Below are 23,441 nucleotides of genomic sequence, written 5' to 3' on the forward strand. Positions count from 1 at the left end.
TATAACATTATTGTCGCTTGTGATTAGTATAAATTTAGAGATAGTAGAAGCACTAATCAACCTATTGACGGTCATTTTTTGCCTGTAGAAGACATTGATCAATAAGTATTTAACGTATAAAAGCAGAAGCTCCCCATCGTTATTTTAACTATAAGTTTACCAAAATCATCATCGATACTATAATTATTTACCTATAGCAGTGGTTGTGTGGAAATAATTTGCCACAAAGTTTAAAAGGCAGCGATCTTTATAGCCCGAACTTTTAAAGTTTTTAACATTTATTACAGTTGCGCCCTGCTTTTCGGCCACTCCGGACTTGGCGGTAAATTGAATAAAAGGGATTTTATTTATGTATAACCAGCTGAACATGGTTTTATAAATATCATAGCCATTCATACCCGACATTATAATTTCACAAATCACAAGATCAGGTAATTGCGCCTTTAAATGCTTTAGTGCGCTCATACCATTATCTGTTATTGAAACATGATAACCTTCGGCAATTAAAAGCCTGGCAATGTTCTCTCTAATTTTATGATTATCTTCAATTAGGAGTATATTATTCATAATAAAACTAATTTTAACTCGCTTAATTGGGGCGCTCTTGTAAATGTTAAGCAAACTTTATGTTGCAGCGTGTTTTGTTTGGTGAGTGATATCAATAAAGATACCTGACAGCTTTTCACATATCCCATTATTAAATTCCGGATAGCAAACAGCTCTAACCCTTATTGAATTTTTTTTGGCTGTAATCATTTCAAATTCACCATCAAATGATTTTCCATTTTCAAGTGCATCTTTTAATCCCAATCCGGCCAATTCCCGGTCGGCACCTTCTTTATAAAATCCCATAGCTGTTTTCAGGTCTGGGCTAAAATCTTCAGGTACTTCAAGCATTTCTTTCAATACCTTGCTCCAAATAGTGGTATTTTTAACAAAATTCCTGCTCCAAGCCCCAATACGGGCAATTTTTTGCGTTTTATTAAGTATTTCTAAAATTTGACTGCTGTCTGCTTCCTTAAGCTTAAAAGGAGTAATATTTTCAGTCAATATTAAAAAACCACCAATTTCTAATCTGTTCTTATACCAAGGTCTCAGATCCCAATGCATCCAGGCTAATGATCCATCCTGGTTTTCTATTATAGCATCATCAAAATGACTTTCTCCTTTCAAGCATGTGAGCAATAAATCATGAAATTGAGATTTAATTTGAGGAAGAACCCGGTAAAGGTTTACCCCTATGATTTCTTTACCTTGCAAATCATAATCTTCTACCCATTTTAACGATGCCGCAATAAATGCCATATTCTTATCAAACATGGCAATGGCAACCGGAGCTTGCTCTACAAAAGTTATATGATTTTCCTGGTTTTCTGAGTGTATTTTACTAATGAGCTCTTTCGCTAATTTTTCATTTAAATATTTTTGATAACAGGAAGAAAAATTAGACGGATTTGAGAAATTTAGCATTAAAGCCATCTGACTTTTATTGCAACGCTTTTCATTAAGGCACTTTTCAGCAAACTCCATCTGAAGATTCCGGTAATAAGAAAAAATAGTGCTATTATATTTTTCCTTAAAGTCTCTTTTAAGCTTTGACTCCGAAATAAAGTGCTTTTTTGATAGCGTTGCTATACTTGGAAACTCAGTAAAAATACATGACTTTAAGGTTTGTACTACTTGCTCTAAAATTTGATCATTTGAGAACAAAAAAACCTTCTCGGTTTTTAAATCATCCTGATCATTCATTAAAGTTTTCATATCAATAGGGCTTATATCGGCAACATGCACAAAAAAGCCATCTACCTCACCATCTATAAAATTGGGGGTATAAGTTGCCCTTGTGTTTTTAATTTCTCCGGATGGAGTAGTTAAAAGCCTATCAAAAACCTGTAATTCCCCTCTTAAAACTGCATTTGTTTGTTTAAGATTCCTTTGATACAACAACGCTCCTAACTCCCATAAATACATCTTGTCGATCATTTCATCGGGAGTTTTTTCAAACCACTTTGAATAGGCATTATTTGCAAACCGGCAAATTAGATTCTTATCCCAATAAGCCAGCATGGCATTGGTATGGTCAATAACATTAAAAACTATATTTATAAAGTTTGAATTGGTATTAAAAGCCATTTAATCCCCTTGTTAAGCGTAACTTTTTAACAAATCATAAAAAAATCCTCAATAAAAAGAATTTAATTTCATGGATCACAATTCCTTAAAAGTGCAAATAAATAATTAATTATCCTCGAACGAAACTGACTATTAAAAATATGATTTGAATCATATTTGAAATGTTAACTAAATGTGATAATCATTAATTAACTTAACATCAAGTTTTTCATATTGGGAGTTATTACTAATGAAATCGGGTAAAATCGTTTTCATTTTAGTTACCATTACATCAATATTATTTTGAAGGTTAAGCTCCATCAGTTCCTTAATTACCCTGTTAGTATCTGCATAATTATTGGGTATCGTTTTTGAAATTTTTATATCCTTATTATAGGTAGGTATTACTTCTTCCTCCACATTAAGTAACTCTTCATATAGTTTTTCACCTGGCCTTAAACCTGTATAAATAATTTCAATGTCTTTACCGGGTACCAAGCCTACCAATTTAATCATATTGGCGGCCAAATCTGCTATTTTAACTGGATCTCCCATATCAAATAAAAATATTTCTCCTCCGCTACCCATAACTGCCGCTTCAAGCACGAGTTGCACAGCTTCGGGTATTGTCATAAAATATCTTGTAATATCGGGATGTGTAACCGTAATTGGTCCCCCTTTTTCAATTTGCGCCTTAAACCGGGGTATTACAGACCCGTTTGACCCTAACACATTGCCAAAACGTGTTGTAATAAATTTAGTTTGATTAGCAGATTCACTTATTGGATCGGTACAAAAGAAATGGTTTTCAAAAAGCACATTATTTAAAGATTGAATATACATTTCAGCAATGCGTTTGGAAGCACCCATAATATTTGTGGGCCTAACTGCTTTATCTGTGGAAATCATCACAAATTTTTCGACACCGAACTCAACCGAAATATCTGCCAGATTTTTTGTACCCCAAATATTGGTTAAAACTGCCTCTGTTGGGTTATTTTCCATCATAGGCACGTGCTTATATGCAGCCGCATGAAAAACAATTTGAGGTTTATATAAATCAAATAAAGTTTTTATTCTGCTTGCATTTTGTATATCAGCAATAAATATTCTTATTTTATCGGCATAATTACCATCCTCTATTTCTAACTGAATGTCATGTAGAGGGGTCTCCGCCTGGTCGCACAGCACCACATATTCCGGATTGTAACTTAATATTTGACGTACAAGCTCTGAACCAATTGAGCCTGCGGCACCTGTTATCAAAACCCTTTTATTTTGAATATCAGCCAACACATGTTTATTGCAAAGGTTGATGGGTTTCCGCTCCAGAAGATCTTCTATTTTTAAATCTTTAAACTGCCTTAAATTTGGCTCGCCATTTATCCATTGATCAGAAGGCGGAACAGTTATCACTTTTATACCAAGCTCAACACATTTTTCAACGGCCATTCTTTTGCCATCAATTTTTATATCTTCGGATGTTATGAGCATCGTTTTTATAGAAAATTTATTTTTTAATTTCTCTATTGCCTTTATTGGATACACGCGTTTTTGTTCAATGCATTTGTAAACCTTATCAGACCCGGTATCTACAAAACCCTGTACGTTTATCATAAAACCTTTTTGGGCTTCAAGCGCATTTTTTATTAAGATAGATGGTGTTCCTGAACCATAGATTAAAACATTCTCTTTGGTGATTTTGTACCCAGGCTCATCAAAATATTTAAAAACATCCTTAATTATTATACGCATACCCATCAATATTGATGAGGATATAAAAAAGTTAATTAGTAAAATATCCCCAAGGCCTTTAAGGCTAATTTTAAGATAGGATGCAAATAAAATATGATAAAGAACCAGGAACGCCGCATTACTAACTAAAACAGCAAGGAGTATACGTAACATATCCCGGGTATTTGAATGCCTGATAATATGCGTATGTATCCGCATGAACAGAAATATCAATATAGCATTGCTACAATAAAATGCGATATAGTAAATATTGCCTTGCCTAAAATCAAGTTTATCTTTCAGGTAAAAAGATAAGCACAGAGACGACAAAACGATCAAAAGGTCAGTTAACAGAATTAACCATCTTGAATGGAATTTGTCCTGAAATAATAAATTTCTAATGTAAATCATATCCAATACTTATTTAAGAACATTAAAATTATGCATACCTGTATAGTGGAAAAAAATCTATCTCAACGTTTTCCTGAATACCTTTTTCATCCAGTAAAATTTGATAAATTGTAGGGTTAGCTACAAAACGCCAGCTTTTAAAATCAATATGCTGATTTGAAAAGGCAGATTTCCACTCAAAGAGTTTATCATGTTTATAACCAAGGCCACCTCCAAGGTTATAATACCTCATTCCTTCTATCCTGCCAATTTTGGTAATTTCATCAACCAAGAATTTTGTTGGACTTTGGTTCAAATATTCTGCACGTGTGCCAACTAAATGAGCCTGGATAATACCGTTGGTGAAGGTTATAATTGTACTTGACATCACTGTTTCGCCATCATAAACCATCAGGATACGGGCATCGTATTCGCTGGTGTTACATAGGTTTGAAAAGTATCTGTCATTAAACAAATATTTGTCGTTCGCCCCTACCCGCTTCATGCTTTCTGTATAAATTTCAACAAAGGTTGCTAATGCTGCCGGCCCCTTTTCTTCCTCAACCCTAAACCCTTTTTTCCAGGCGTGCTTTATGGCATCCATTGCGCTTTGTTTATATCTGTTGCGTTGATCTTCAATACTTTCGGAGAGATCAATAATCACCGTTTTGCCATTTTCATGCACCCCCCCAAACTTATTAAGCAGGGGTTGCTGATTGTAGAAAGGGTGCATTCGTGTAAATACAGATACATAGTTTTCCTCGGATAGGAAAGAAAGAAATGCTTTTTTAAAATTCTCCATAAAAAAATCGTCAAGCTGATCTATTTTATGGTTTGAAAGAGGTCCCGAAAAGCCGTAAACACAACTCAGGTCAAAGTATTCAGATCCAGGTATGGCTCGCTTAATTAATGGGAAAGCGATATAATTAGCGAATTCCTGGTAAACAAATAAAATAGGACTGCCATCTGTTTCCAGCGAATGATAATGCCACGTGTGATAAAAATCATATTCTGCCGCATTACGGACGTAGAAAGTCCACTCCCTCTTATCGTGGATAGAAAATATTCTTGTCATAATTCTGTATTAAGGTTACTTATGAATTATAATTTCAAATTTTCAAGGGTTACGAATTTACTTTTTGTAATGCTCATACAAATAAGATCATTTTGTTTACCAGTAATATCAAAACCAGCTTTTTCATAAACTGACAATGCTGAAATGTTTGCCGGATGAACCTTTAAATAAATAATATCCAACTCCTTAACTAAAAAGCCATAGCGTAGCATTTGAACAGTTGCCTGGTAGCCTATGCCTTTACCCCAGTAAAGCTTATTACCAATAAAAAGGTGTAGCTCCGCATCATGTTCAGTAATATCCAATAATTGAACATTACCTATGTATGTATTAAGCTCCTTAACACAAATTGCAAATCTTGCCTGGTTTGTTTTGTTTAACTGGGTTCTCAGCCATTCGGTTTCTACCTCGGCACTTATGTAATTTACAGGCTTGTAGCCTGTATATACCCATATTAAAGGGTCGTTTCGCCATACATGTGATACCTGTGCATCTTCTATAACGAGGGGGCGTATGTATACTGAAATCGTCATAAAAAAAGGCGTAAAATATTTAACATATAAAACATATCCTGAAGATTATATCGTTGATCTATTGGTAAAGGGACTAAACAGCGGGCAAGGTGATTTTCAAACATTCCTTTTTTCGTCCACTTAAAAACGTTTGGCCAATATGTGGCAACAAATATTTTCTTTTGAATTAAGTGAACTTTTAAATGGCTGTCATCATTTAAAAAAGGGTAAACCAGTGGGGCACAATTCTCTGGGACATCAAATTTCAACAGGTTATACTCCTGGAGATGTTTATGTAAAAAGTGAAAATTTCGCTCCCTGATTTTGGCGCATTCATCATAATCAATACTTGAAAGAATTTTTTGTGTTAACATTGACATTGCTCTAATCTCATTATTTTCCAGATCCATATTATTTTCTTTATAATCCGTATAAGCGGCCTCTATGCCAAAATCAATACTTTTAATAAGGTGCGAAAAACGATGGCTTGAGCTATCCACTGGTAATTTTTTAGGGAGTTTTCTTTTTATTTGAAGGTAGGCTCCGTCAGAAACACCGAAAAATTTTCGGCAAGAATAAAAAGTATCCACTCCTGGCATCGGCTCAGAAAAAAAAGCCTGAGAATTATCTACTATCAGATTGGTAACCTTGTAACTGAGTTCTATTATTTTTTCTTGTTTAAGTCCAAAATAATTAGTGTACAAAAAACAGGCGTCTGGTTCAATCTCAAAATTTATTTCCGGATCAAGATGCTTATCAATTGAATAAAACTGATGTTTAATGCCCAGTTTTGTGATAGGTTCAAGTAAAGATTCACAGGTAAAATAGGGTATATATATTTTGGTGTATCCTTTTTGTCTCAGGATGTACTCCAAAGCGTTACGCCCGGTATTAAGGTGAATAAGATTTGGATAATACTCATTTCCATGGGGGAGTTCAAGCTCTAAATATCCACCAATGGATTTTAAAGCAGCTTTATTTTTTTGCATAACTGTAAATTACTTGGCGGATTAATTAAGACTTAGGTTAACCCTGATCGCATTGGTACATTCTTAAGTTTGGCGGCTGATAAAATTCATTCAAATTTTCGGGTGTGCGCGAGTTGTATCCGATAACCTGACGCAACTGCGAGTTGAGGTGAGATACAAAATCATAACCTAAAAATCTTGGATAATCCATCTGCTGTTTTAAAAATGGACGGGTAAATCCTATCGTTAACCCCCGGCGCGGTTCAAGGGTAGTATTTTCGCCCGCCGCATGCCAAATATTTGAATCAAACAAAATGATACTCCCCTTAGGTACAATGGCTCTATCGGCACTGTTAAAAAAGTATGTCGCATTGGGCCGTATTGCAGATTTATGCGAACCAGACAGAAAATAAGTTGCGCCATTCAATAAATTAAAATCATCAAGCGTTACAATCATCTGCAACAGCAACTTTGTGTCATTCATAAATGTCCGCATATCGCGATGCATGTTGCTTAGGTACGGATGTTCATGCTTAGCGTGTATAACCGCATTTAACCCATTTAATATATAATTACCACCTAAAAATTGAGAAATCTCTTCATTACAATACATGCTTTGAAGAAATGGAAGGCTAAAATTATTTCTTTCCAGTAAATGATGAAGTGTACCATCCATATTGGCACTTATGCCATTTCTTTCCTGGATAGCTCTTCTTTTTATATATGCATCAGTTAAATCGAGATTTATTGTGTTTACAAAATCAAGATTTATTGCATTTTCATATACAACCCACCCATATTCTCGAATAGCGTTAATAAAATCATTGATGTTTCTTGAACCATAATTAAATCTATTTTCCATAACTTTTGATTATATTATTTATTCATTTTTAGTTACTTCAGTTTCATTATGCTTAGCATGTTATCATTAATCAAGTTTACATCGAATTTCTTTTTTGCAAATGCCAGCCCATTTAAACCGTAGTTATAAATAGCATCGCTATCCTTTATATAAAACTCCATTTTTGACATAAGCTCCGGTATGTTTTTTATAGGGATCAAAAACCCGTTTTGGGGTGATTCAGGATTAACAGTTTCCCTGCAGCCTACAGAATCACTGGTAATAATAGCCCTGCCCATTGCCATGCTTTCAAGTAAACACCGGGGTACGCCCTCGCCATAATATGATGGCAATACTACAACAGAGGCATCTTTTATATGGGGCCTTACATCGTCAACTTCTCCCAGGTATTGCAAGTTGTCGCCATTTTTTATCTTAAGGTATAAATCAGGACTAATTGCATCTATATTATCAGCATAAGATCCAATCAGTTTAAATTGTATATCGGGATACTTTAGGCGGATCAACCGTGCGGCTTCAAAATATTCATAAATACCTTTGGCGTTTATTAACCGTGATATCATTATAAAGCTAATATTCCTGGTATCTGGCGGAGTATATTGGTAATGCTCAAGATCTACGCCAGAACCATTAACTACAAAAGCCTGGTGTTGATCACTTAATATTTTATATGAAAGCAGTGTTTGATAATCGTCTTTGTTTTGAAATATGATATGTAAACGCTTGTTTTTAATGAGGCTAAACCTGAGCATTAAACGTGTAATACGGCTTACAAATGATTTTTTATTTTCCGGCGAAAAGTTATAGCCCAAACCGGATAGCATAGGAGCTATACATTTAATGCGATGAATTTTTGCAAGCACGGTTCCATATATAACAGGCTTAAATGTGTACGGGAAAAAAACATCTGGTTTTATCTTTTTCATCAATTTATAAAGCATTATTAAATACTTTATGTCAGCAAGAATTGAAACGTTGCTCCCTGATAATTGATTTTCGTGAATAGTTACTTTAAGTAGCGTAAGCTTTTCACGTATGGCTTTAGGTAAAACAGGTGTAAAAACATGTACTGTATGTTGCTTAACCATTTCTTCAATCAACTTGCCCCTGAAATCAATTAATGATTTAGCAGAATCGCACGCGATTAATATTATTTGCCCTGTTTTAAGCATATAAAAACAATAATAATGTTTAGGTATAGAAAGCCGTATAAGGGCTGTTAATAGTAACTGTTGGCAATATTTTTAGGCGGACCGATCAAGGACTGATTGGCCGGGCAATTGGATATTAAATTGGAAAGGCTTTAGGTAAAGCCTTTTTTGGGGGCAGCTATAATAGTATCTGGACTATTATAGATAAAAAAGTAATCGGATAATAAACCCAAACCACCGAAAGGTGGTCTGGGTTTTAATCTTTATTATAAAATGTTTAATTATTAATTAGTTACTTAGTATTGCTCCTGAACCTTTTTGAACTACGGTTGGAACGTTAGCAGCTGCATCAAGTACTGATGAATATGAATAAGCCGGTACCCATGAAGATAATGAAGTAGTTATATCATTAGAACCACAACCTGAATAAATGTTAGTACTAACACCACTGAAGAATCCTGGAGGGTCACCTGCCAGATTGGTGCTGATTGGTTTAGCACAGCCTTGGAAATACTCGTTATCTGTACGTACAGTTCCGTTTGCTCTTGCACCTAAACTGTAACCTGCATTATTTAAGTGATAGTTGTTGAATACGTGAACACTTCCATAGTTCATATCAGGCTCTCTTTCACCTACGTTATACCAAAAATTATGGTGTAATGTAACATGCAAATGGCCGATATCTGATTCATGACCTGCAATACCACCACTTATTAAGAACGATAAGTTAGTATCGTGAAACTTGCTCCATGATACTGTTACATAATCTGACGCCCTTGTAATAGCGATATCTTTACCCCAATAAGCCCAGCCATGGTTACGATCAGTTGAGAAATCACAGTGGTCAACCCAAACGTGTGTGGTTGAAAACTTTATCATAAGCGCAGCATCAGTAACATAATTTTTGAAAGTTATGTTTTGAACAATGATGTTGTTTACAGTGAACATGTAAAGCGATATACCAGTAATTGTTGCACCCGGTTTACCAATAAGTGATTTATTAGATGAAACATAAACCGGATCATCACCAGAGCCAGAGATAGTTCCGCTAACATAAATAATTTTTGGACTGTCACCAGCAACTGCCGATTTCAACTCAGATAAATTTGTTACAGTAACAACTGTACCTCCTGTACCCCCTGTTGTTGTTCCACTAACCATTGCATAACCCATTAAAGCTGTAGTTATACCTGTTTTAGTTGGTGAGCCTGCTGTAGGTGCACTTGGAGTTGTTGGAGCTGTTGGAGTTGTTGGAGCTGTTGGCGCTGTTGAACCCGCAGCAGAGCCATCCATTGTAAATGTGTACTTTCTGCCGTTAGTTGCCGGATTGGTGTTGTCCGATGCCGAAAATATCAAAGTAGTACCCCAATGACTAAAACGTCCTTTTCCAGAATCACGAATATCCTGGTGTACTGAATGCGGAGGTTTCAATTCAACACCGTTCTCAAATAACCGCATTGTAGATGCAGAAGGTGCTGTGTTTGAATCACCCGACTGGGTAAGCGGATAACTGATCTTATAGGCATATCCACCATCCGATCTTAATCCAGTTAAGTCAACTGCGAAATTAGTTGCGGTTGCTGCTGCAGAAATTGAAGATGCACCCGAGGTTGATGAAAGGGTACTGTCCTGAATATTTCCAGAGCCATCATTACTTTTTTTACAACTACCTAAAAAGATAATTGCCGTTAAAAACATGCTGATTACAGCCACTTTTCCGAAGATTTTTGTTGTTCTTTTCATTCAATTTTTAATTTTGGCTTTTCAAACGGTAGTGTATTTGAAAAATTACAATTAAAAATTTTGCTGAAAGGTGTGGACTTAATGGATAAAAGGACTAAAAACCGGGTCTAATACAACTTAAAGGGGTAAAACAGTGTGAAATTAAGGTGTAAAGAAAGTGTAAAACTTGCACACTTCATGACATTAAAATGACAAAACTTTTTCTTCACTCCAACAATATGGCTTCGTTCGAGGTGCTTTTCACCTTGTAAAAAGACTTATACCAGGCAATAAAACGTGCAACTCCTGTCGGTACAGAAACTTTGGGTTTATAATTCAACACTTTATCAAGATTGGAAACATCTGCGCAAGTTTCTGCTACATCCCCCTCCTGCATTGGTCTGAATATTTTTATAGCTTTCTTATGAACACGTTTCTCAATTTCACTCACAAAATCAAGTAAGTTTACCGGCGCTCCCCTGCCTATATTAAATATCCTAAATGGTGCATTTGACGTGGCCGGGTCAGGGTTGGTAGCTTCCCATTCAGGATTATTTTCTGCAGGCTGATCTATTACGTGAACAATACCATCAACAATGTCATCTATATAGGTGAAATCGCGTTTCATATTCCCATTGTTAAAAACCTCAATAGGATTGCCTTCCAATATTGCTTTGGTAAAAATAAATAACGCCATATCTGGCCTGCCCCATGGACCATAAACGGTAAAAAAGCGTAAGCCAGTAGTGCGCAAGTTAAATAAGTGGCTATAGGTATGCGCCATCATTTCATTTGCTTTTTTTGATGCTGCATATAATGAAACGGGATGATCAGCAATATCGTGTTCATTGAAAGGCATTTTTTTGTTTAATCCATAAACGCTTGAAGAGCTTGCATAAACCAAATGGTTAATTTTGAAGTGCCTGCAGCATTCTAAAACATTAAGGAACCCCTTTATATTTGAATCAATGTAAACATCAGGATTAGTTAAACTATATCGTACACCCGCCTGGGCAGCCAGGTTACATACTGCATCGAATTTGTTTTTTTCAAATGTATCTTCCAACTGGTCTTTATCTAACAGATCCAATTTTATAAAGGTATAATTGGGATACTTTTTGCTTTCAACCGGTTTTCCATACTCTAAAGTATTTACCTGGATGCCTGTATTGGCTAAGCGGGCGTATTTTAACCTTACATCATAATAATCATTTAAATTGTCAATACCAACAACGGTATCTCCTCTTTCAAGCAATTGTTTGGCCAAATGATAGCCAATAAAACCAGCGGTGCCGGTGATTAAGATTTTCATAAATATGGGTTTTAAATTTAAAGAAGGCTTTACAGAAATAGAGGCTTTAGTCTGGCTTAAATTTGAAAGCTATTCGCGGGCAAAAGAATTATGCCGGGAATCTGTGCCAGAAAGCAAAAATCAGTTATTCACTTTCTGGCGGGCAGTTGTTGAGATTCCTGAAAATTATAATAATCAATACTTATTATTCAGGAATCTATAAGGATAAAACACTAACTATTAACGTGTTATTTTAATTTGTAAGCATACTTTCGGCCATTTGAAAGTGGATTTGTATTATCAGAGCTTGAGAACAATAACGTGTTACCCCAATGGCTAAATTGGCCCAGGCCAAATGCACGAATGTCATGATGAACCGAATGGGCTGGCCCCAGTTCAACACCGTTTTCAAAAAGCCTAAGGGTTGAAGCAGTGGGACTTCCGTTCGAATCTCCAATTACAGGAAGATCATATCCTACTTTATAGGCAAAGCCACTATCAGACCTCAATCCAATTAAACTTATAGCTATTAATGATCGATCATGTCCAGTAGTATCATGAGTTGTTGTTGTATCATGAACCGTGATTAACGAGTCATGCGTAATTTTTACGGTATCGCGCACCACTTGCGGATTTTGTATATTTTTTTTACAATTATTTAGCAGGGTAATGGCAAATATTAACGTGCCGAATAATACTACTTTTGCGAGTAATTTAATTTTCAGGTTCATGACATTTAATTTAAATAGTGAATAATGATCACTTAAAGAATAAGTGATGTTTGAGGTTTATTAGACTAAAGCTTTTAATATAGAATTTACAAAAATCTCCGGAGTTCGATTCTCAATATAATGCCCGATTAACTTTTTGTTATCAGTATTTGATTTTAGTGCTTTACTGATAGCAAGTAATAATGCATCTACATTATTTACATCGGCTTTAAAAATGCCCGGAATATCTTCAATCCCCCCGGCACATTTTGTACAAACAACAACAGGATTAAGGCTCATCATTTGCAATAAGACATTGGGGAAGCCCTCTTTTAAAGAGGATACGACACATACTTTTGCATGTTTAAAATACGGCATTGGATTGTCAGTCCAACCTTTTAAAATTACTCTATGCTGTAACCCATAAGTTTTAATAAGCTTTTCCAAAGAGTTCTTCTCTGGTCCTTCGCCAAAAATCAATAATTTCAAATCCGGAAAATGCGATTCAATTTCCTTAAAGGCACTTATCAAATTATAAAATCCTTTTTCGGGAATTAAACGACCAGCGGCGCAAATATAATTAGTACCGGCATCTGCATCATCCAATGGCAAATCAGCTTTCCGGATGTTTTGATCCACATCAACCGGATTTTTCTGAACAATCACTTTTTGACCATCAACAAAAGGCGCGTTTTTCAAAAAAATATCACGCATCATGTTTGTTTGGCAAACAACTAAATTTGCTGCAGGATAGCCCAGGCGATATGCCACTTGATAACTCCATTTTTTGAAACCTTTATATCTTATAAAAACAGAAGTACACTCTCTGACTATTAGTCTTGATTTTATGAACCCCATCCGCTTTAAAAACCCGAGGTAAGCATTTAAATATGGATGAGAACTGATAATAATATATCCGGATTTATACGGTTTTAATAATTTTAAAAGCCCGATAAAACCAATTAGCATGCTTTTATCAGTCACATATTTAGAATCAACTCCGTCAGGGATTTTCAATCCCCCCTGAATTGATTTTTTTAGAAAAATCAAAGGTGAATTACTTGCATGTGCCCCCATCAGCAATATGCTTTCTGCACCATTAGCTTTGTCAGACATGGAAACAAAAACTAACCTGGTTTTTAGATCGGGCATTTAATTATGCTTATTAAGGTTTCTAAATTTTCTAATTACCTTTTTTACAGGCCCTAAAACGCTAAACACCTTACGTTTACCATCAACAATAAGTAGGTCGCCTGCAAAATTTATGGTGTGTAAGCCCTGATCATATGGTAACTGGGGCAATAGCTCAAAAGCGGTATTATATTTAAAATCAGTTTCGGTAATAGTTGTGATTTCGTTAATCATAACCGATCCGCCGTAACGTATTTCGGGATTTTGACTTGGCATGTACAATTTTTTGCCAACAATGAATAAGCGCCCCGCAGATCTGCTCACATTTGAAGCAACATTAATAGGATTTAAGGCATGTGCCTTAAATGAATCTTCCAAAGTATCTGAATAAAACACATACAGTTCTCCTTGCTTGCCAGATACGCTGGTAAATAACCAATATTTATTTTGAAAGTAGATGATTGAGCTATCTACAAAGGCCTGGCCTTCCAGTATAACTTTTATCTTCTTAAATTTTGACGGGTTCTCTACATCAATTTGATATAGGGCTACCTGTTTAGCCGACCCTGTTTCAGGAATACAATACAAACTGTCATCGGCAGTAAACAAGTATGGGTATGATAGGTGTATTGAATCTTTCATGATGCCTTTAACCTTCTTTTTATTCCTAAAATGCAAAGTATCCATCATCATGATTACTCCTTTGCCTTTCCAAAAATTAAGTTCTTCATAATATAAATGCATATGGCCATTTATATTTACCGCAAAAGGATCAGCTGCATAATCAGCAGCACCTTCTCTTAACCAGTTAATCTTCCCGTTTAGCCTTTGTGTGAGTATAAGATTTTCGGGGGTTTGTGAAATGTAGCCAATATTCCATTTATCGTAAGAAAACAGTTTATTTCTAATTGAATCTAATATCCCTAATAATTTCATGCTTTTAATAATCTTGTGAAAAACATCAGAACAAGCCCCAACACTGGTAAATAATCACTTTCCTGTACCAGATTACCACCAAAACTATCTTTGAATTGATTTATTCTCTTCAAAGCCTCGTCTGCGGTACCATGGGCGTATCCCCCCATATCATAAACTTCAAAACCATGCTGTTTAAAAAAACACATATCCTTAAAATGTAATAACCGATTTGCTCTGCCGATCACCGCTTTCAGCTGGTTGTCTTTTTCGGTTCTGAAAAGCGACGCCGAGTGCAATAATCTAATCCTTTTTAAGGTATCATCGCGTAAGTAAGCATGCATAACAATATCCTGATCCTGGTAGATAGCCTTTGTTATAACAAGACACGATTGAAACTTATAGAATTCACGGGTGAGCGTTGGTAGATTTTTGGTTACTGCAAACAAATTGTAGAAATCAATGAAACGTTTTATTTCAGTTTCGGGGGCCGTTGTAACTCCATCTTTTATTGCTCTGCGTATTTCGTAGTTGGTGTTTTGGTCAAAACCGGCCTCAAAAACAGCCTGAGGAGCTCCAATGTCAATTGTTTTTGTAAAAAAGGGTTCCCTACGATACCCTGGAACATTGTTGTGGCAAGCACTTTGTTTATAATAGCTAAAGAGGCATTTCCATTTGGAGGGCTTGTCGGCAAACCATACAACATTGTAAGGTACTAAACGCATAGCCCTACTTTTAATTTGAATCATAAAGTATTAAACAGTTTGATATGTAAGGACCGGGTTATTTTTTTGATTCTTTAACCATTGCGTAAACACTAATAATTTCCATATTTGAGGGAAGCGGTTCCACTTACCATCCATATGTTCATTTATCATCATTAATGCCTTTGTTGCATCAACGCCGGGAATGTTTTTTAATTCGCTTAATGATAATTGATCAAGAACATAATCTTTTAATTCATTTCTAAACCAAAACTGCAGCGGTATTGTAAAGCCAGATTTTGGCCTGGCGAAAAATTTAGCTGGAACATACTGGTATAGTATATCCTTTAAAATCCTTTTTTGTGATTTATATTGAAACTTATAGCTGTCTGGCAGATTCTGAGCAAAAGTAACCACCCGGTGATCCATAAGCGGCGCCCTGGCCTCTACTGCAAATGCCATAGAGGCACGATCTACTTTGGTATTAATATCGCCATTTAGGTATGTTTTAATATCAAAAGTTGACATTTTTTGTAATATACTCGTTGATTTTGATGACCAGATATCCATAAAAGGCACATCTAAGCCCGCATTTGGTTGTTTAAGCCATGAATACTCAAGGCCACCAAGCATTAATCCATACAGTGTGCTTATTTGGGAATTACAGAGCCCTAACGCGATAAGTTGGTGTCGATAATTTGGTGAAACTCTTAAAATTGTCGCTATTGCCTTTCTTAGTGGCAATGGATAATTAAACAAGTAATTTACAAGGTTTAACCACTTATATCTGCCGTAACCCATAAAGCTTTCATCCCCACCATCACCGCTCAAAGCTACAGTAACATATTTTTTTGTGTATTTACTCAACAACAAAGTTGGTATAGCGCTTGAGTCGGCAAATGGTTCATCATAATATGTTCCAAAATCTTCAATCAAATCCATCCCCTCTTTTGCGTTACATTCTATTATGTGGTGATCTGTTTTAAGGTGTTTAGCTATATTGGCTGAAAATACGCTTTCATCAAAACCTTTCTGGTTAAATTTTATGCAAAAGGTTTTTACGTTTTCGTTATTTTGAGCTGCAAGGGCTGTAACAAGTGAAGAATCAACGCCCCCTGAAAGAAAGACCCCCAAATTCACATCTGCATGCATCCTGATATCTACCGCATTTGTTAACAATAATTCGAGTTCTGTTTTAGCTTCAGAATATGTTCCCTCATATTTGTTTGTATAGGCAAGATCAAGATCCCAGTATTTTGTTGTTTGAAATTTCCCAGTATCACTATTGAAAGTGAATGTATAACCGGCCTCAAGTTTTTTGATCTCTTTCCAGGCCGATTTGGGTTCTGGTACATATCCCCATATAAAATATTCATTTATTGCCCCTTCATCAAGGTTTACATTTCGGCCGATATTTATTTGTGCTGGCTGACTGGCAAATTCAAAATCGAGGCCGTTATGGATATAATAAAAAGGTTTTTTTCCAAGCCTGTCTCTTGCTCCAAAAAATTGCCGGTTTTTGGTATTATAAATTGCAAAGGCAAACATGCCATTAAAGTGATAAACACAACGTTCGCCGTATTCAAGATATGCTGCTGCAAGTACCTCTGTATCTGAATCTGTATTAAACGAATAACCTAAGGTGATCAGCTTCGCTTTTATTTCTTTGTAATTATATATTTCTCCGTTAAATACAACCACCAGGTGTTTATAGGCGAATGGCTGATCTGAGCGATGATCCAAATCAACAATCGCAAGGCGATTATGGCCTAAGATGACAGATCCGACGCGTTCAAAACCTGAATAATCAGGACCGCGAAACTGTACTCTTGTTAATTTTGCCCATATTGCTTCGTCGGGATAATTAACTGTTGATCCATATATTCCGCACATAAAATGAAAGTTTTATAGAAGTTAATATTTGTGTTATCTTAATAGAAGCGTTTCATATGCCTGCCCTATTTTATCCAATGCAAACCGGTTTATTATATCGGCTTTAATTTTATCATGCTCCCATGTTTGATTGCATGCACGGATAATTTGTCTTTTTAACTTAACTACATCATTTTGTTCGGCAACAAAACCATTAAAACCTTCCTTAATTAATTCATCAACACCGCCAACTCTAAAGGTTACTACCGGTACTCCAACAGATAGTGATTCAAGTACAACATTTGGAAATCCTTCGGTAAACGAACTCAAAACCAGTAAATCATGTTGAGATATTTTTAAAGCAACATTATTTATATTGCCGGTAAAAAACACTCTGCTTTCCAAATCATTGGTGCTTACTTGTGCCTTCAGAATATTCATCAGCGGGCCATCACCAATAATTGTTAAAACATAATTTTGAGGTAATGATTTTATAACGTCCAACAATCTAAACAACCCCTTTTCCCTTGAAAGACGACTAACAACAACTAATCGTTTTAAACCAGATATACTTCGATGATCTTTTAAAATACAGGATTGATTAACCGGGTTATGAATAACTATTAACTTACCCAGGCTAATGGAATACAGTTTGGCAATTGACTGGCGCATTTCTTCTGACTGGCAGACAATAAAATCAAACTTGAAAAATAAGAATTTGCTAAAAAAATTAAAGAACCGAGCCTTAAAACCATAAAACTCTCTCATTTGCTTAGGGTTATTAGATGCCCTTGCTATTAAATGGGGTAGCTTTATAAAACAAGCTATCATTGCTATTAATATATTAATATGATCTGTTGTTGAAAAAACAGCATAGGGTTTTTCAACTTTAAAAAGGTTATATAGCTTAAAAAATGACCTGGAGGCTCTTATTGTTTTAAGATCAATAAACCTAACACCATCTATATCCGTTGAATAGCAACGATTACTACCATTTAAAAAAACGACAGATACGTCATACTCTTCTTTGTTAAAATATTGTGAAAGCAGCCAATAAACGCGCTCGGATCCACCAGCTCCAAGGGAGCCAACAATCAGAAATAACTTCTTTTTCATAATAACAAAATGATAAGGTTAAAGTATTCTTAAGGTCTTGATTCTATAATATCTATGGTATCTTTTTGAGGTTGATAGATATTATTATATTGAAGTATAGCGAAATACAGAAATATTGTAGGCCCATCAACACTCATCAGCCATCCATTATGTGATAGCGCATTAAGCGAAACCGCGATAAAGGCGAAAAACAGGGCCAAATACAAAGCATTGTTTTTATAACGGATATTTTTTATTGTTTGAAAAAACAGCCGGGCTATCCTGTAATAGATAGCGCCTAATAATCCAAGTCCTAAAAACGGCCCCAGGTATGTTATAAACATTAAATATGCATTATGTGAAGATAACCCGAAAGTGAATAATGGGTTTCTATAAGTTACATCATCCCAAGTTTTTCCGTAAAATATAAGGCCAAAGGGATAATCAGCAAAGATTTTAAGATTTTCGGCAGCAAGATTTGCCCGGTTATATTCGTTAGCTTCTTTAGCCTGATTTTTGGATAGGATATTGTTCTTCTCATCCATATTTCCTTTTAACACATAAGTGTAAACCGCAAAACCGATGGCTATAGTGAATACAACAAGAAGCACTGCTTTATAACGGTAATAAATAAATAGAAATATTACAACAGCTCCGCCAAAACTTACAAATGCAGACCGATTCATGCCCAGGTATATGCAAATAAGGCAAGCACCAAGCACAAGTGCTTTTAGTATTATATTTTGTTTGAATGTGCATGCCGCAACAAAAACAAAAACAGTAAAAGCAGCAACCTGGTATCCAAAAGTAAACTGGGTTATTGACAACCCCGATGGTGCTTGCTTAACTTGTTCATCGAGCATTCTACTTCTTAAAGGGTCAATTATGGACGAATAGCTATGATCTAAAACCATAATTACCATGGAGAGCATCAACAGGGCAAAAAAAATATACACTGATACATTAAAACGCTGTTTACTTAAGCCAATGAAATAATTAAAATATATAGCGCATGTTCCTATGGTTACGAAAACCGCAAAAAAAGCTTTGTAATCTCCCATTCCAACTATAAAATATAAGAATAGAGATATGGCGAATACTACCATTTCATAGTAGTAAGTGAATTTTTGTACTGGTTTTTGCAGAAAAAAAATCAATAACAAACAAAATATAAGGGGTGCAGGTATCCTTAATAAATCTGTCATAAAAATGCCAAAGGCAAGCGTATACAGGTAGAATACAATAACACCAGTAACAAAAAACTTTTTAAGTAGCATAAACAGTTATGGCTTTATTTAAACAGTTTCTTGAATGTGTAGAAAATTATTTTTGCGTCCATCCAAAAATTACGATTATCTATATATTCCAGGTTTTGACTGATTTTAGAAGGTATTATTTTATTAATATAGAGTTCTTCCGGGTTGATAGAATTTGCAAGTAATTCATTTTCATTGAAGTACTTAATAGAAGCCCAGTCGGTTATTCCAGGTTTAATGCTCAATACTCTAAGCTGATTTTCTGTATATAATTGTACATACTTTTGCACTTCAGGCCGTGGCCCCACAAAACTCATATCGCCAATAAGCACATTAAACAATTGAGGCAATTCATCAAGTTTGTATTTCCTGAGCCAATATCCAACCGGGGTAATCCTGTAATCATTGTAGCCAATTGTTAATAGCCCCATCCTATCGGAATTGACGTACATGGTTCTGAATTTATAAAGTTTAAATTCAGTTCCATTTTTCCCCACCCTGTTTTGCAAATAGATAACGCCTCCTTTTGAGTTAAGCGAAATAATAATTGCTATTACCAAAAACAAAGGCGTCAGCAGCAATATTATTACAATTGCAAAAACCACATCAAAAAATCTTTTTAAGATCATTTTATTTTTGTGAAACTTTTAAAATCCAACGTTACATTTCAATAGTTATCGACTCCTTTGAATATGCCAATTGCTTATTAACAGCGCCTACTACTGTTTCTATAATAAAATCTACCTCACTATTATTCAATTGCGGATAGATGGGCAGTGAAATTTCGTGGGCATATTGCAAATAAGCAGAGGGGTAATCGTTAATCTGGTAGCCTAAACTTTTAAATAGTGTTAGCATTGGTAAGGGTATAAAATGAACATTAACTGCCACACCTTTACTTGTAATATCATCAATGATCTTGTCTCGTTGAACCTCTGATATACCCCTAATTCTTAATGCAAACACATGATATGATGATTCGCGAGCCTCATCTATTAGTGGGGGAGCTATAAACCAACTCATTTTTTTAAAGCCTTTACAATACTTTAACGCAATAAGTTTTCGGAGTGGAAGAAGTTCAGGTAAATACTTCCTGATTTGTGCTAATCCAATTGCCGCGCAGATATCAGGCATGTTAATTTTTAATCCCTGGAAAAGGATATCGTATTTCCATCCGCCACCAATTGATTTGGCAAAAGCATCTTTTGTTTGTCCGTTTAAAGTGTACATTTTTAAATAGCGATACTCTGCAGCTACATCAAAATTTGGAGGCAGGTTTAAACATATACACCCGCCTTCTGCTGTTGTTATATTTTTAACCGCATGGAAAGAAAATATGGCTATGTCGCTTTTTTTTGCAGCCGCAACACCATTTATTGTTGCGCCCAGCGAGTGAGCTGCATCTGCAATTAAAAGTATCCTGCCCAAGGCTCTTTGTTTCTCAGAGTTGGCTATAAACAGATCGTTAATTTCGGGCCGGCAGATAACCTCATTCAGTTGTTCATAATCACAAGGCCATCCGGCAAAATCAACAGCAATAATTGCTTTTGTTTTGGAAGTTATAGCATTGAGCACTGCCTGGGGCGATATGCAAAAATCGTCATCAACATCAACAATAACCGGTACTGCACCACAATGCAATACACACATGGCCGTAGCGCAGTAAGTATAGGCTGGTATTATTACCTCATCCCCTTCCTTTATTCCAAACCATTTTAGCATCAGTATAGCTCCAGATGTCCACGAATTAACACATATGGCTGCATCTGATGATGTAAATTGTACCATTTCATTTTCAAGCGCTACAACCTTTGGCCCGGTAGTAAGCCATTTTGAATTAAGCGTATCAACAACTTCATTAATTACAGATTGATCAATATAAGGTGGAGAAAATGGAATTTTCATTGTGTTATGTTAAATAAATAAAAAATTGAATTGGATTATTTAAATGAATGTAAACGGGGCAGCTAAAGATTCAAAAATGGTTAGGCCGGTATTTTTTCAAAGAAGGATATGATATCATTAATAAAATCGCGCCCGAGGCGTTTGTAAATGCAATATTTTTCCATGAGGTTGTCTTTCCATGTGAAATTGCCAAACGATAAATCATCGAGAGAGACAAAATTTTCATGATAAATAGCTAAAAAGATTTCGAGCTCATGAAAAGTTTTATTACTACAAGTTTCCGGATGATAATTAAAAGTCCATGTGTTTTTAGTTTTAGGTTCAACCTCCGACAACTGTACTGGGATCCAATTGAAACCAAATCTTATATAAGGAGATTTTAACAACCCATCGCTTATGATTTTTATATCGGTATATTTATTTAGGGCCAAAAGCGTATTACGATCAAATGTATGCGCAGGAGCAATAAACAATGATGAGTGAATACCTTCTCTTTTAAAAATGGCGGCAGCGGCTTTTATTTTTTCTTCCTGGATATGAAATGGCAACCCGGCAAATTCTGATCTTTTGTTGATCTTAAGTAATCCCGAATTATGGTTTACATAGCAATGGTCAAATCCGTGCATACCTATTATATAGCCTTTCTTTTGAAGATCACGAACCAGTTGCCAGTAATTAGGGTTTATATCACCACAGTTTTTTAATTTAGGATCCTGATTATCCGGGATCACAGCGATTATGGGTTTAATATTATACTTGTCGAACAAGTTAAAGAAACGCTCCCATTTTGCTAAATCATTTGTTGGACACAAATCATCTAAACGAATTAAATACTGTAGCATATTAATAAAATTAATGTAAGTTAATGTCGATCAGAACTTTAGGTATATACACAGGCGGATCATCTATATTACTCATAACCAAATTCTCCCAATCTTTAAATATTTTTTCAGGATTATTGGTGTTGATAATATTTCTTGCCTCTATACCAAGGCTATTTTTTAATAATGAATTGTTAACTAAATCCTTGATAGCTGCTGTTAAGCCGAAAATTGATTCCTTTTGTACTAAAATACCGTTTACATCATTTGTAATAATTTCTGAAGGCCCAAAATCACAATCAAAAGCAATACATGGGCATCCAAAACTCATTGCCTCCACCAATGCATTGGGGTACCCCTCGTTTCTTGATGGTAAAACAAATATTTCTGCCTGGCTGTAATAATCCTGCAGGTTGGTTTTTGAACCTGGCAGTATAACTTTTTCAGTCAACTCCATATTATGAATCTGGCAAACAAGGTTAACCCTTTCCTCTCCTTCTCCAATTATAAGTAAGTCTACATCATCTAAATTTGCATTGCTATAAGCTGTAATCAGCATATCAAAGCCTTTAACACGTGTTAACCGGCCCACTGCTAAAATAAATCTTCTATTATGTACACTGTTGGTTGAACCCGACTTAAATGCGGTAACAGCATTTGTAATTCTGTGTATATTGGTAAGTTTTTTAAATGATTTATTTTCAAGTAAACAATCTTCAACTCCTTTGGCGCTAACTACAACAGCTGCAGCCTTTTTATAAATACTTGCTGCCAAGTGCTTATGAAAATAACTGAATTGGTTTACACTGCGGCTTGGCGACGTTCTCTCAGAAACGATATAGGGTGTACGTGTAAAGTTACACGCAATGCCAGTCCAGATATTTGCCGAAGTAATAAATGATATAACGCAAACGGGTTTCTCTTTCCGAAGCAATGTTACCAATCTATAAAAAGTTTTTCCTATGTATAAAACCCTGTACCCCAACCAGTTTTTATGGCGTTTTAATATAAACACCACTTTTACGCCAGCATCAATTGCATAAGCCGGTATATCGTCATTTAAAGAAATAATTACAGATTGAAAATTTAATTGATTAAAATGGTTAGCCAGGGATATTAATACCCTTTCGGCCCCCCCGCCCATTAATGAGGGTATTACAAAGAATAGCCGGGGCTTTTCGTGCAAAGCTGAGTTTTTTTTCATAACTGTTTTGT

Annotated in this window: 22 protein-coding genes; 1 reads left to right on the forward strand and 21 read right to left on the reverse strand. The window is 35.5% G+C overall.

The annotated features are described in order from the left end of the window. Positions 1-183: 183 nt before the first annotated feature. From AC1D0K_RS02815 to AC1D0K_RS02860, 10 genes are all read right to left on the reverse strand, one after another. A complete protein-coding gene (locus AC1D0K_RS02815; protein WP_295713880.1) occupies positions 184-567 on the reverse strand; it encodes a response regulator in 384 nt (127 codons plus the stop codon). A gap of 57 nt (positions 568-624) precedes the next feature. After that, complete coding sequence (locus AC1D0K_RS02820) at positions 625-2,133, reverse strand: PAS domain-containing protein (protein ID WP_477398088.1); 1,509 nt, start codon at positions 2,131-2,133, stop codon at positions 625-627. A gap of 168 nt (positions 2,134-2,301) precedes the next feature. Next, positions 2,302-4,020: a polysaccharide biosynthesis protein gene (locus AC1D0K_RS02825; protein ID WP_295713875.1), complete on the reverse strand. Its 1,719-nt coding sequence runs from the start codon at positions 4,018-4,020 to the stop codon at positions 2,302-2,304. Between the two features lie 265 nt (positions 4,021-4,285). Beyond that, positions 4,286-5,311, reverse strand: a complete 1,026-nt coding sequence (locus AC1D0K_RS02830) for a GNAT family N-acetyltransferase (protein WP_477398025.1) — start codon at positions 5,309-5,311, stop codon at positions 4,286-4,288. A 26-nt stretch (positions 5,312-5,337) separates the two neighbouring features. Continuing rightward, a complete protein-coding gene (locus AC1D0K_RS02835) occupies positions 5,338-5,844 on the reverse strand; it encodes a GNAT family N-acetyltransferase (RefSeq protein WP_295713868.1) in 507 nt (168 codons plus the stop codon). Next, a complete protein-coding gene (locus tag AC1D0K_RS02840; protein WP_477398023.1) occupies positions 5,841-6,812 on the reverse strand; it encodes a hypothetical protein in 972 nt (323 codons plus the stop codon). Before AC1D0K_RS02840 ends, AC1D0K_RS02835 begins: the two co-directional genes overlap by 4 nt. A gap of 37 nt (positions 6,813-6,849) precedes the next feature. Continuing rightward, entirely contained in the window at positions 6,850-7,653 is an 804-nt protein-coding gene (locus AC1D0K_RS02845; RefSeq protein WP_295713863.1) for a phytanoyl-CoA dioxygenase family protein, read from the reverse strand. 32 nt (positions 7,654-7,685) lie between these two features. Continuing rightward, entirely contained in the window at positions 7,686-8,825 is a 1,140-nt protein-coding gene (locus AC1D0K_RS02850; protein WP_477398021.1) for a glycosyltransferase family 4 protein, read from the reverse strand. A 267-nt stretch (positions 8,826-9,092) separates the two neighbouring features. Then, the gene (locus AC1D0K_RS02855) at positions 9,093-10,547 is read right to left on the reverse strand and encodes a pectate lyase family protein (protein ID WP_477443034.1); all 1,455 of its coding nucleotides are present in this window, start codon (positions 10,545-10,547) and stop codon (positions 9,093-9,095) included. Between the two features lie 205 nt (positions 10,548-10,752). Further along, positions 10,753-11,838, reverse strand: coding sequence for an NAD-dependent epimerase (locus tag AC1D0K_RS02860; protein WP_477398017.1), 1,086 nt, complete (start codon positions 11,836-11,838; stop codon positions 10,753-10,755). Between the two features lie 4 nt (positions 11,839-11,842). Here AC1D0K_RS02860 and AC1D0K_RS02865 point away from each other — a divergent pair, with 4 nt between their 5' ends. Beyond that, positions 11,843-12,040: a hypothetical protein gene (locus AC1D0K_RS02865; protein ID WP_477398015.1), complete on the forward strand. Its 198-nt coding sequence runs from the start codon at positions 11,843-11,845 to the stop codon at positions 12,038-12,040. 25 nt (positions 12,041-12,065) lie between these two features. Here the strand turns inward: AC1D0K_RS02865 and AC1D0K_RS02870 are convergent, their stop codons facing one another. The 11 genes from AC1D0K_RS02870 to AC1D0K_RS02920 all read right to left on the reverse strand — a co-directional run bounded on the left by AC1D0K_RS02870 (position 12,066) and on the right by AC1D0K_RS02920 (position 23,430). Continuing rightward, positions 12,066-12,548, reverse strand: coding sequence for a hypothetical protein (locus AC1D0K_RS02870; protein WP_295713847.1), 483 nt, complete (start codon positions 12,546-12,548; stop codon positions 12,066-12,068). A 60-nt stretch (positions 12,549-12,608) separates the two neighbouring features. Next, entirely contained in the window at positions 12,609-13,679 is a 1,071-nt protein-coding gene (locus tag AC1D0K_RS02875; RefSeq protein ID WP_477398013.1) for a glycosyltransferase, read from the reverse strand. Then, a complete protein-coding gene (locus AC1D0K_RS02880; protein ID WP_295713841.1) occupies positions 13,680-14,594 on the reverse strand; it encodes a glucosamine inositolphosphorylceramide transferase family protein in 915 nt (304 codons plus the stop codon). Then, positions 14,591-15,298 (reverse strand): hypothetical protein, encoded by a 708-nt coding sequence (locus AC1D0K_RS02885; protein ID WP_477398011.1) that lies wholly within the window; start codon positions 15,296-15,298, stop codon positions 14,591-14,593. The genes AC1D0K_RS02880 and AC1D0K_RS02885 overlap by 4 nt, the downstream gene beginning before the upstream one ends. 30 nt (positions 15,299-15,328) lie before the next feature. Beyond that, positions 15,329-17,170, reverse strand: a complete 1,842-nt coding sequence (gene asnB / locus AC1D0K_RS02890; RefSeq protein WP_477398009.1) for an asparagine synthase (glutamine-hydrolyzing) — start codon at positions 17,168-17,170, stop codon at positions 15,329-15,331. A 33-nt stretch (positions 17,171-17,203) separates the two neighbouring features. Next, the gene (locus AC1D0K_RS02895) at positions 17,204-18,265 is read right to left on the reverse strand and encodes a glycosyltransferase (RefSeq protein ID WP_477443038.1); all 1,062 of its coding nucleotides are present in this window, start codon (positions 18,263-18,265) and stop codon (positions 17,204-17,206) included. A 29-nt stretch (positions 18,266-18,294) separates the two neighbouring features. Beyond that, positions 18,295-19,305 carry an O-antigen ligase family protein gene (locus AC1D0K_RS02900; protein ID WP_477398899.1) on the reverse strand — a complete coding sequence of 337 codons (1,011 nt, stop codon included), beginning with the start codon at positions 19,303-19,305 and terminating at the stop codon, positions 18,295-18,297. Between the two features lie 230 nt (positions 19,306-19,535). After that, positions 19,536-20,129 (reverse strand): sugar transferase, encoded by a 594-nt coding sequence (locus AC1D0K_RS02905; protein ID WP_477398901.1) that lies wholly within the window; start codon positions 20,127-20,129, stop codon positions 19,536-19,538. 31 nt (positions 20,130-20,160) lie between these two features. Next, entirely contained in the window at positions 20,161-21,405 is a 1,245-nt protein-coding gene (locus tag AC1D0K_RS02910; RefSeq protein ID WP_295713825.1) for a DegT/DnrJ/EryC1/StrS family aminotransferase, read from the reverse strand. 80 nt (positions 21,406-21,485) lie between these two features. After that, positions 21,486-22,247, reverse strand: coding sequence for a DUF2334 domain-containing protein (locus tag AC1D0K_RS02915; protein ID WP_477443042.1), 762 nt, complete (start codon positions 22,245-22,247; stop codon positions 21,486-21,488). A gap of 10 nt (positions 22,248-22,257) precedes the next feature. Next, on the reverse strand, positions 22,258-23,430 hold the full coding sequence (locus tag AC1D0K_RS02920; protein ID WP_477398905.1) for a glycosyltransferase: 1,173 nt from the start codon (positions 23,428-23,430) through the stop codon (positions 22,258-22,260). Positions 23,431-23,441 lie beyond the last annotated feature (11 nt).

Source organism: Mucilaginibacter sp. P1_A3, assembly GCF_056406855.1.

What these genes read in the sequence shown, in the direction of transcription:
- AC1D0K_RS02815 (WP_295713880.1), bottom strand. Translation starts at nt 567, where the DNA reads ATGAATAATATACTCCTAATTGAAGATAATCATAAAATTAGAGAGAAC.
- AC1D0K_RS02820 (WP_477398088.1), bottom strand. Translation starts at nt 2,133, where the DNA reads ATGGCTTTTAATACCAATTCAAACTTTATAAATATAGTTTTTAATGTT.
- AC1D0K_RS02825 (WP_295713875.1), bottom strand. Translation starts at nt 4,020, where the DNA reads ATGTTACGTATACTCCTTGCTGTTTTAGTTAGTAATGCGGCGTTCCTG.
- AC1D0K_RS02830 (WP_477398025.1), bottom strand. Translation starts at nt 5,311, where the DNA reads ATGACAAGAATATTTTCTATCCACGATAAGAGGGAGTGGACTTTCTAC.
- AC1D0K_RS02835 (WP_295713868.1), bottom strand. Translation starts at nt 5,844, where the DNA reads ATGACGATTTCAGTATACATACGCCCCCTCGTTATAGAAGATGCACAG.
- AC1D0K_RS02840 (WP_477398023.1), bottom strand. Translation starts at nt 6,812, where the DNA reads ATGCAAAAAAATAAAGCTGCTTTAAAATCCATTGGTGGATATTTAGAG.
- AC1D0K_RS02845 (WP_295713863.1), bottom strand. Translation starts at nt 7,653, where the DNA reads ATGGAAAATAGATTTAATTATGGTTCAAGAAACATCAATGATTTTATT.
- AC1D0K_RS02850 (WP_477398021.1), bottom strand. Translation starts at nt 8,825, where the DNA reads ATGCTTAAAACAGGGCAAATAATATTAATCGCGTGCGATTCTGCTAAA.
- AC1D0K_RS02855 (WP_477443034.1), bottom strand. Translation starts at nt 10,547, where the DNA reads ATGAAAAGAACAACAAAAATCTTCGGAAAAGTGGCTGTAATCAGCATG.
- AC1D0K_RS02860 (WP_477398017.1), bottom strand. Translation starts at nt 11,838, where the DNA reads ATGAAAATCTTAATCACCGGCACCGCTGGTTTTATTGGCTATCATTTG.
- AC1D0K_RS02865 (WP_477398015.1), top strand. Translation starts at nt 11,843, where the DNA reads ATGGGTTTTAAATTTAAAGAAGGCTTTACAGAAATAGAGGCTTTAGTC.
- AC1D0K_RS02870 (WP_295713847.1), bottom strand. Translation starts at nt 12,548, where the DNA reads ATGAACCTGAAAATTAAATTACTCGCAAAAGTAGTATTATTCGGCACG.
- AC1D0K_RS02875 (WP_477398013.1), bottom strand. Translation starts at nt 13,679, where the DNA reads ATGCCCGATCTAAAAACCAGGTTAGTTTTTGTTTCCATGTCTGACAAA.
- AC1D0K_RS02880 (WP_295713841.1), bottom strand. Translation starts at nt 14,594, where the DNA reads ATGAAATTATTAGGGATATTAGATTCAATTAGAAATAAACTGTTTTCT.
- AC1D0K_RS02885 (WP_477398011.1), bottom strand. Translation starts at nt 15,298, where the DNA reads ATGCGTTTAGTACCTTACAATGTTGTATGGTTTGCCGACAAGCCCTCC.
- asnB (WP_477398009.1), bottom strand. Translation starts at nt 17,170, where the DNA reads ATGTGCGGAATATATGGATCAACAGTTAATTATCCCGACGAAGCAATA.
- AC1D0K_RS02895 (WP_477443038.1), bottom strand. Translation starts at nt 18,265, where the DNA reads ATGAAAAAGAAGTTATTTCTGATTGTTGGCTCCCTTGGAGCTGGTGGA.
- AC1D0K_RS02900 (WP_477398899.1), bottom strand. Translation starts at nt 19,305, where the DNA reads ATGGGAGATTACAAAGCTTTTTTTGCGGTTTTCGTAACCATAGGAACA.
- AC1D0K_RS02905 (WP_477398901.1), bottom strand. Translation starts at nt 20,129, where the DNA reads ATGATCTTAAAAAGATTTTTTGATGTGGTTTTTGCAATTGTAATAATA.
- AC1D0K_RS02910 (WP_295713825.1), bottom strand. Translation starts at nt 21,405, where the DNA reads ATGAAAATTCCATTTTCTCCACCTTATATTGATCAATCTGTAATTAAT.
- AC1D0K_RS02915 (WP_477443042.1), bottom strand. Translation starts at nt 22,247, where the DNA reads ATGCTACAGTATTTAATTCGTTTAGATGATTTGTGTCCAACAAATGAT.
- AC1D0K_RS02920 (WP_477398905.1), bottom strand. Translation starts at nt 23,430, where the DNA reads ATGAAAAAAAACTCAGCTTTGCACGAAAAGCCCCGGCTATTCTTTGTA.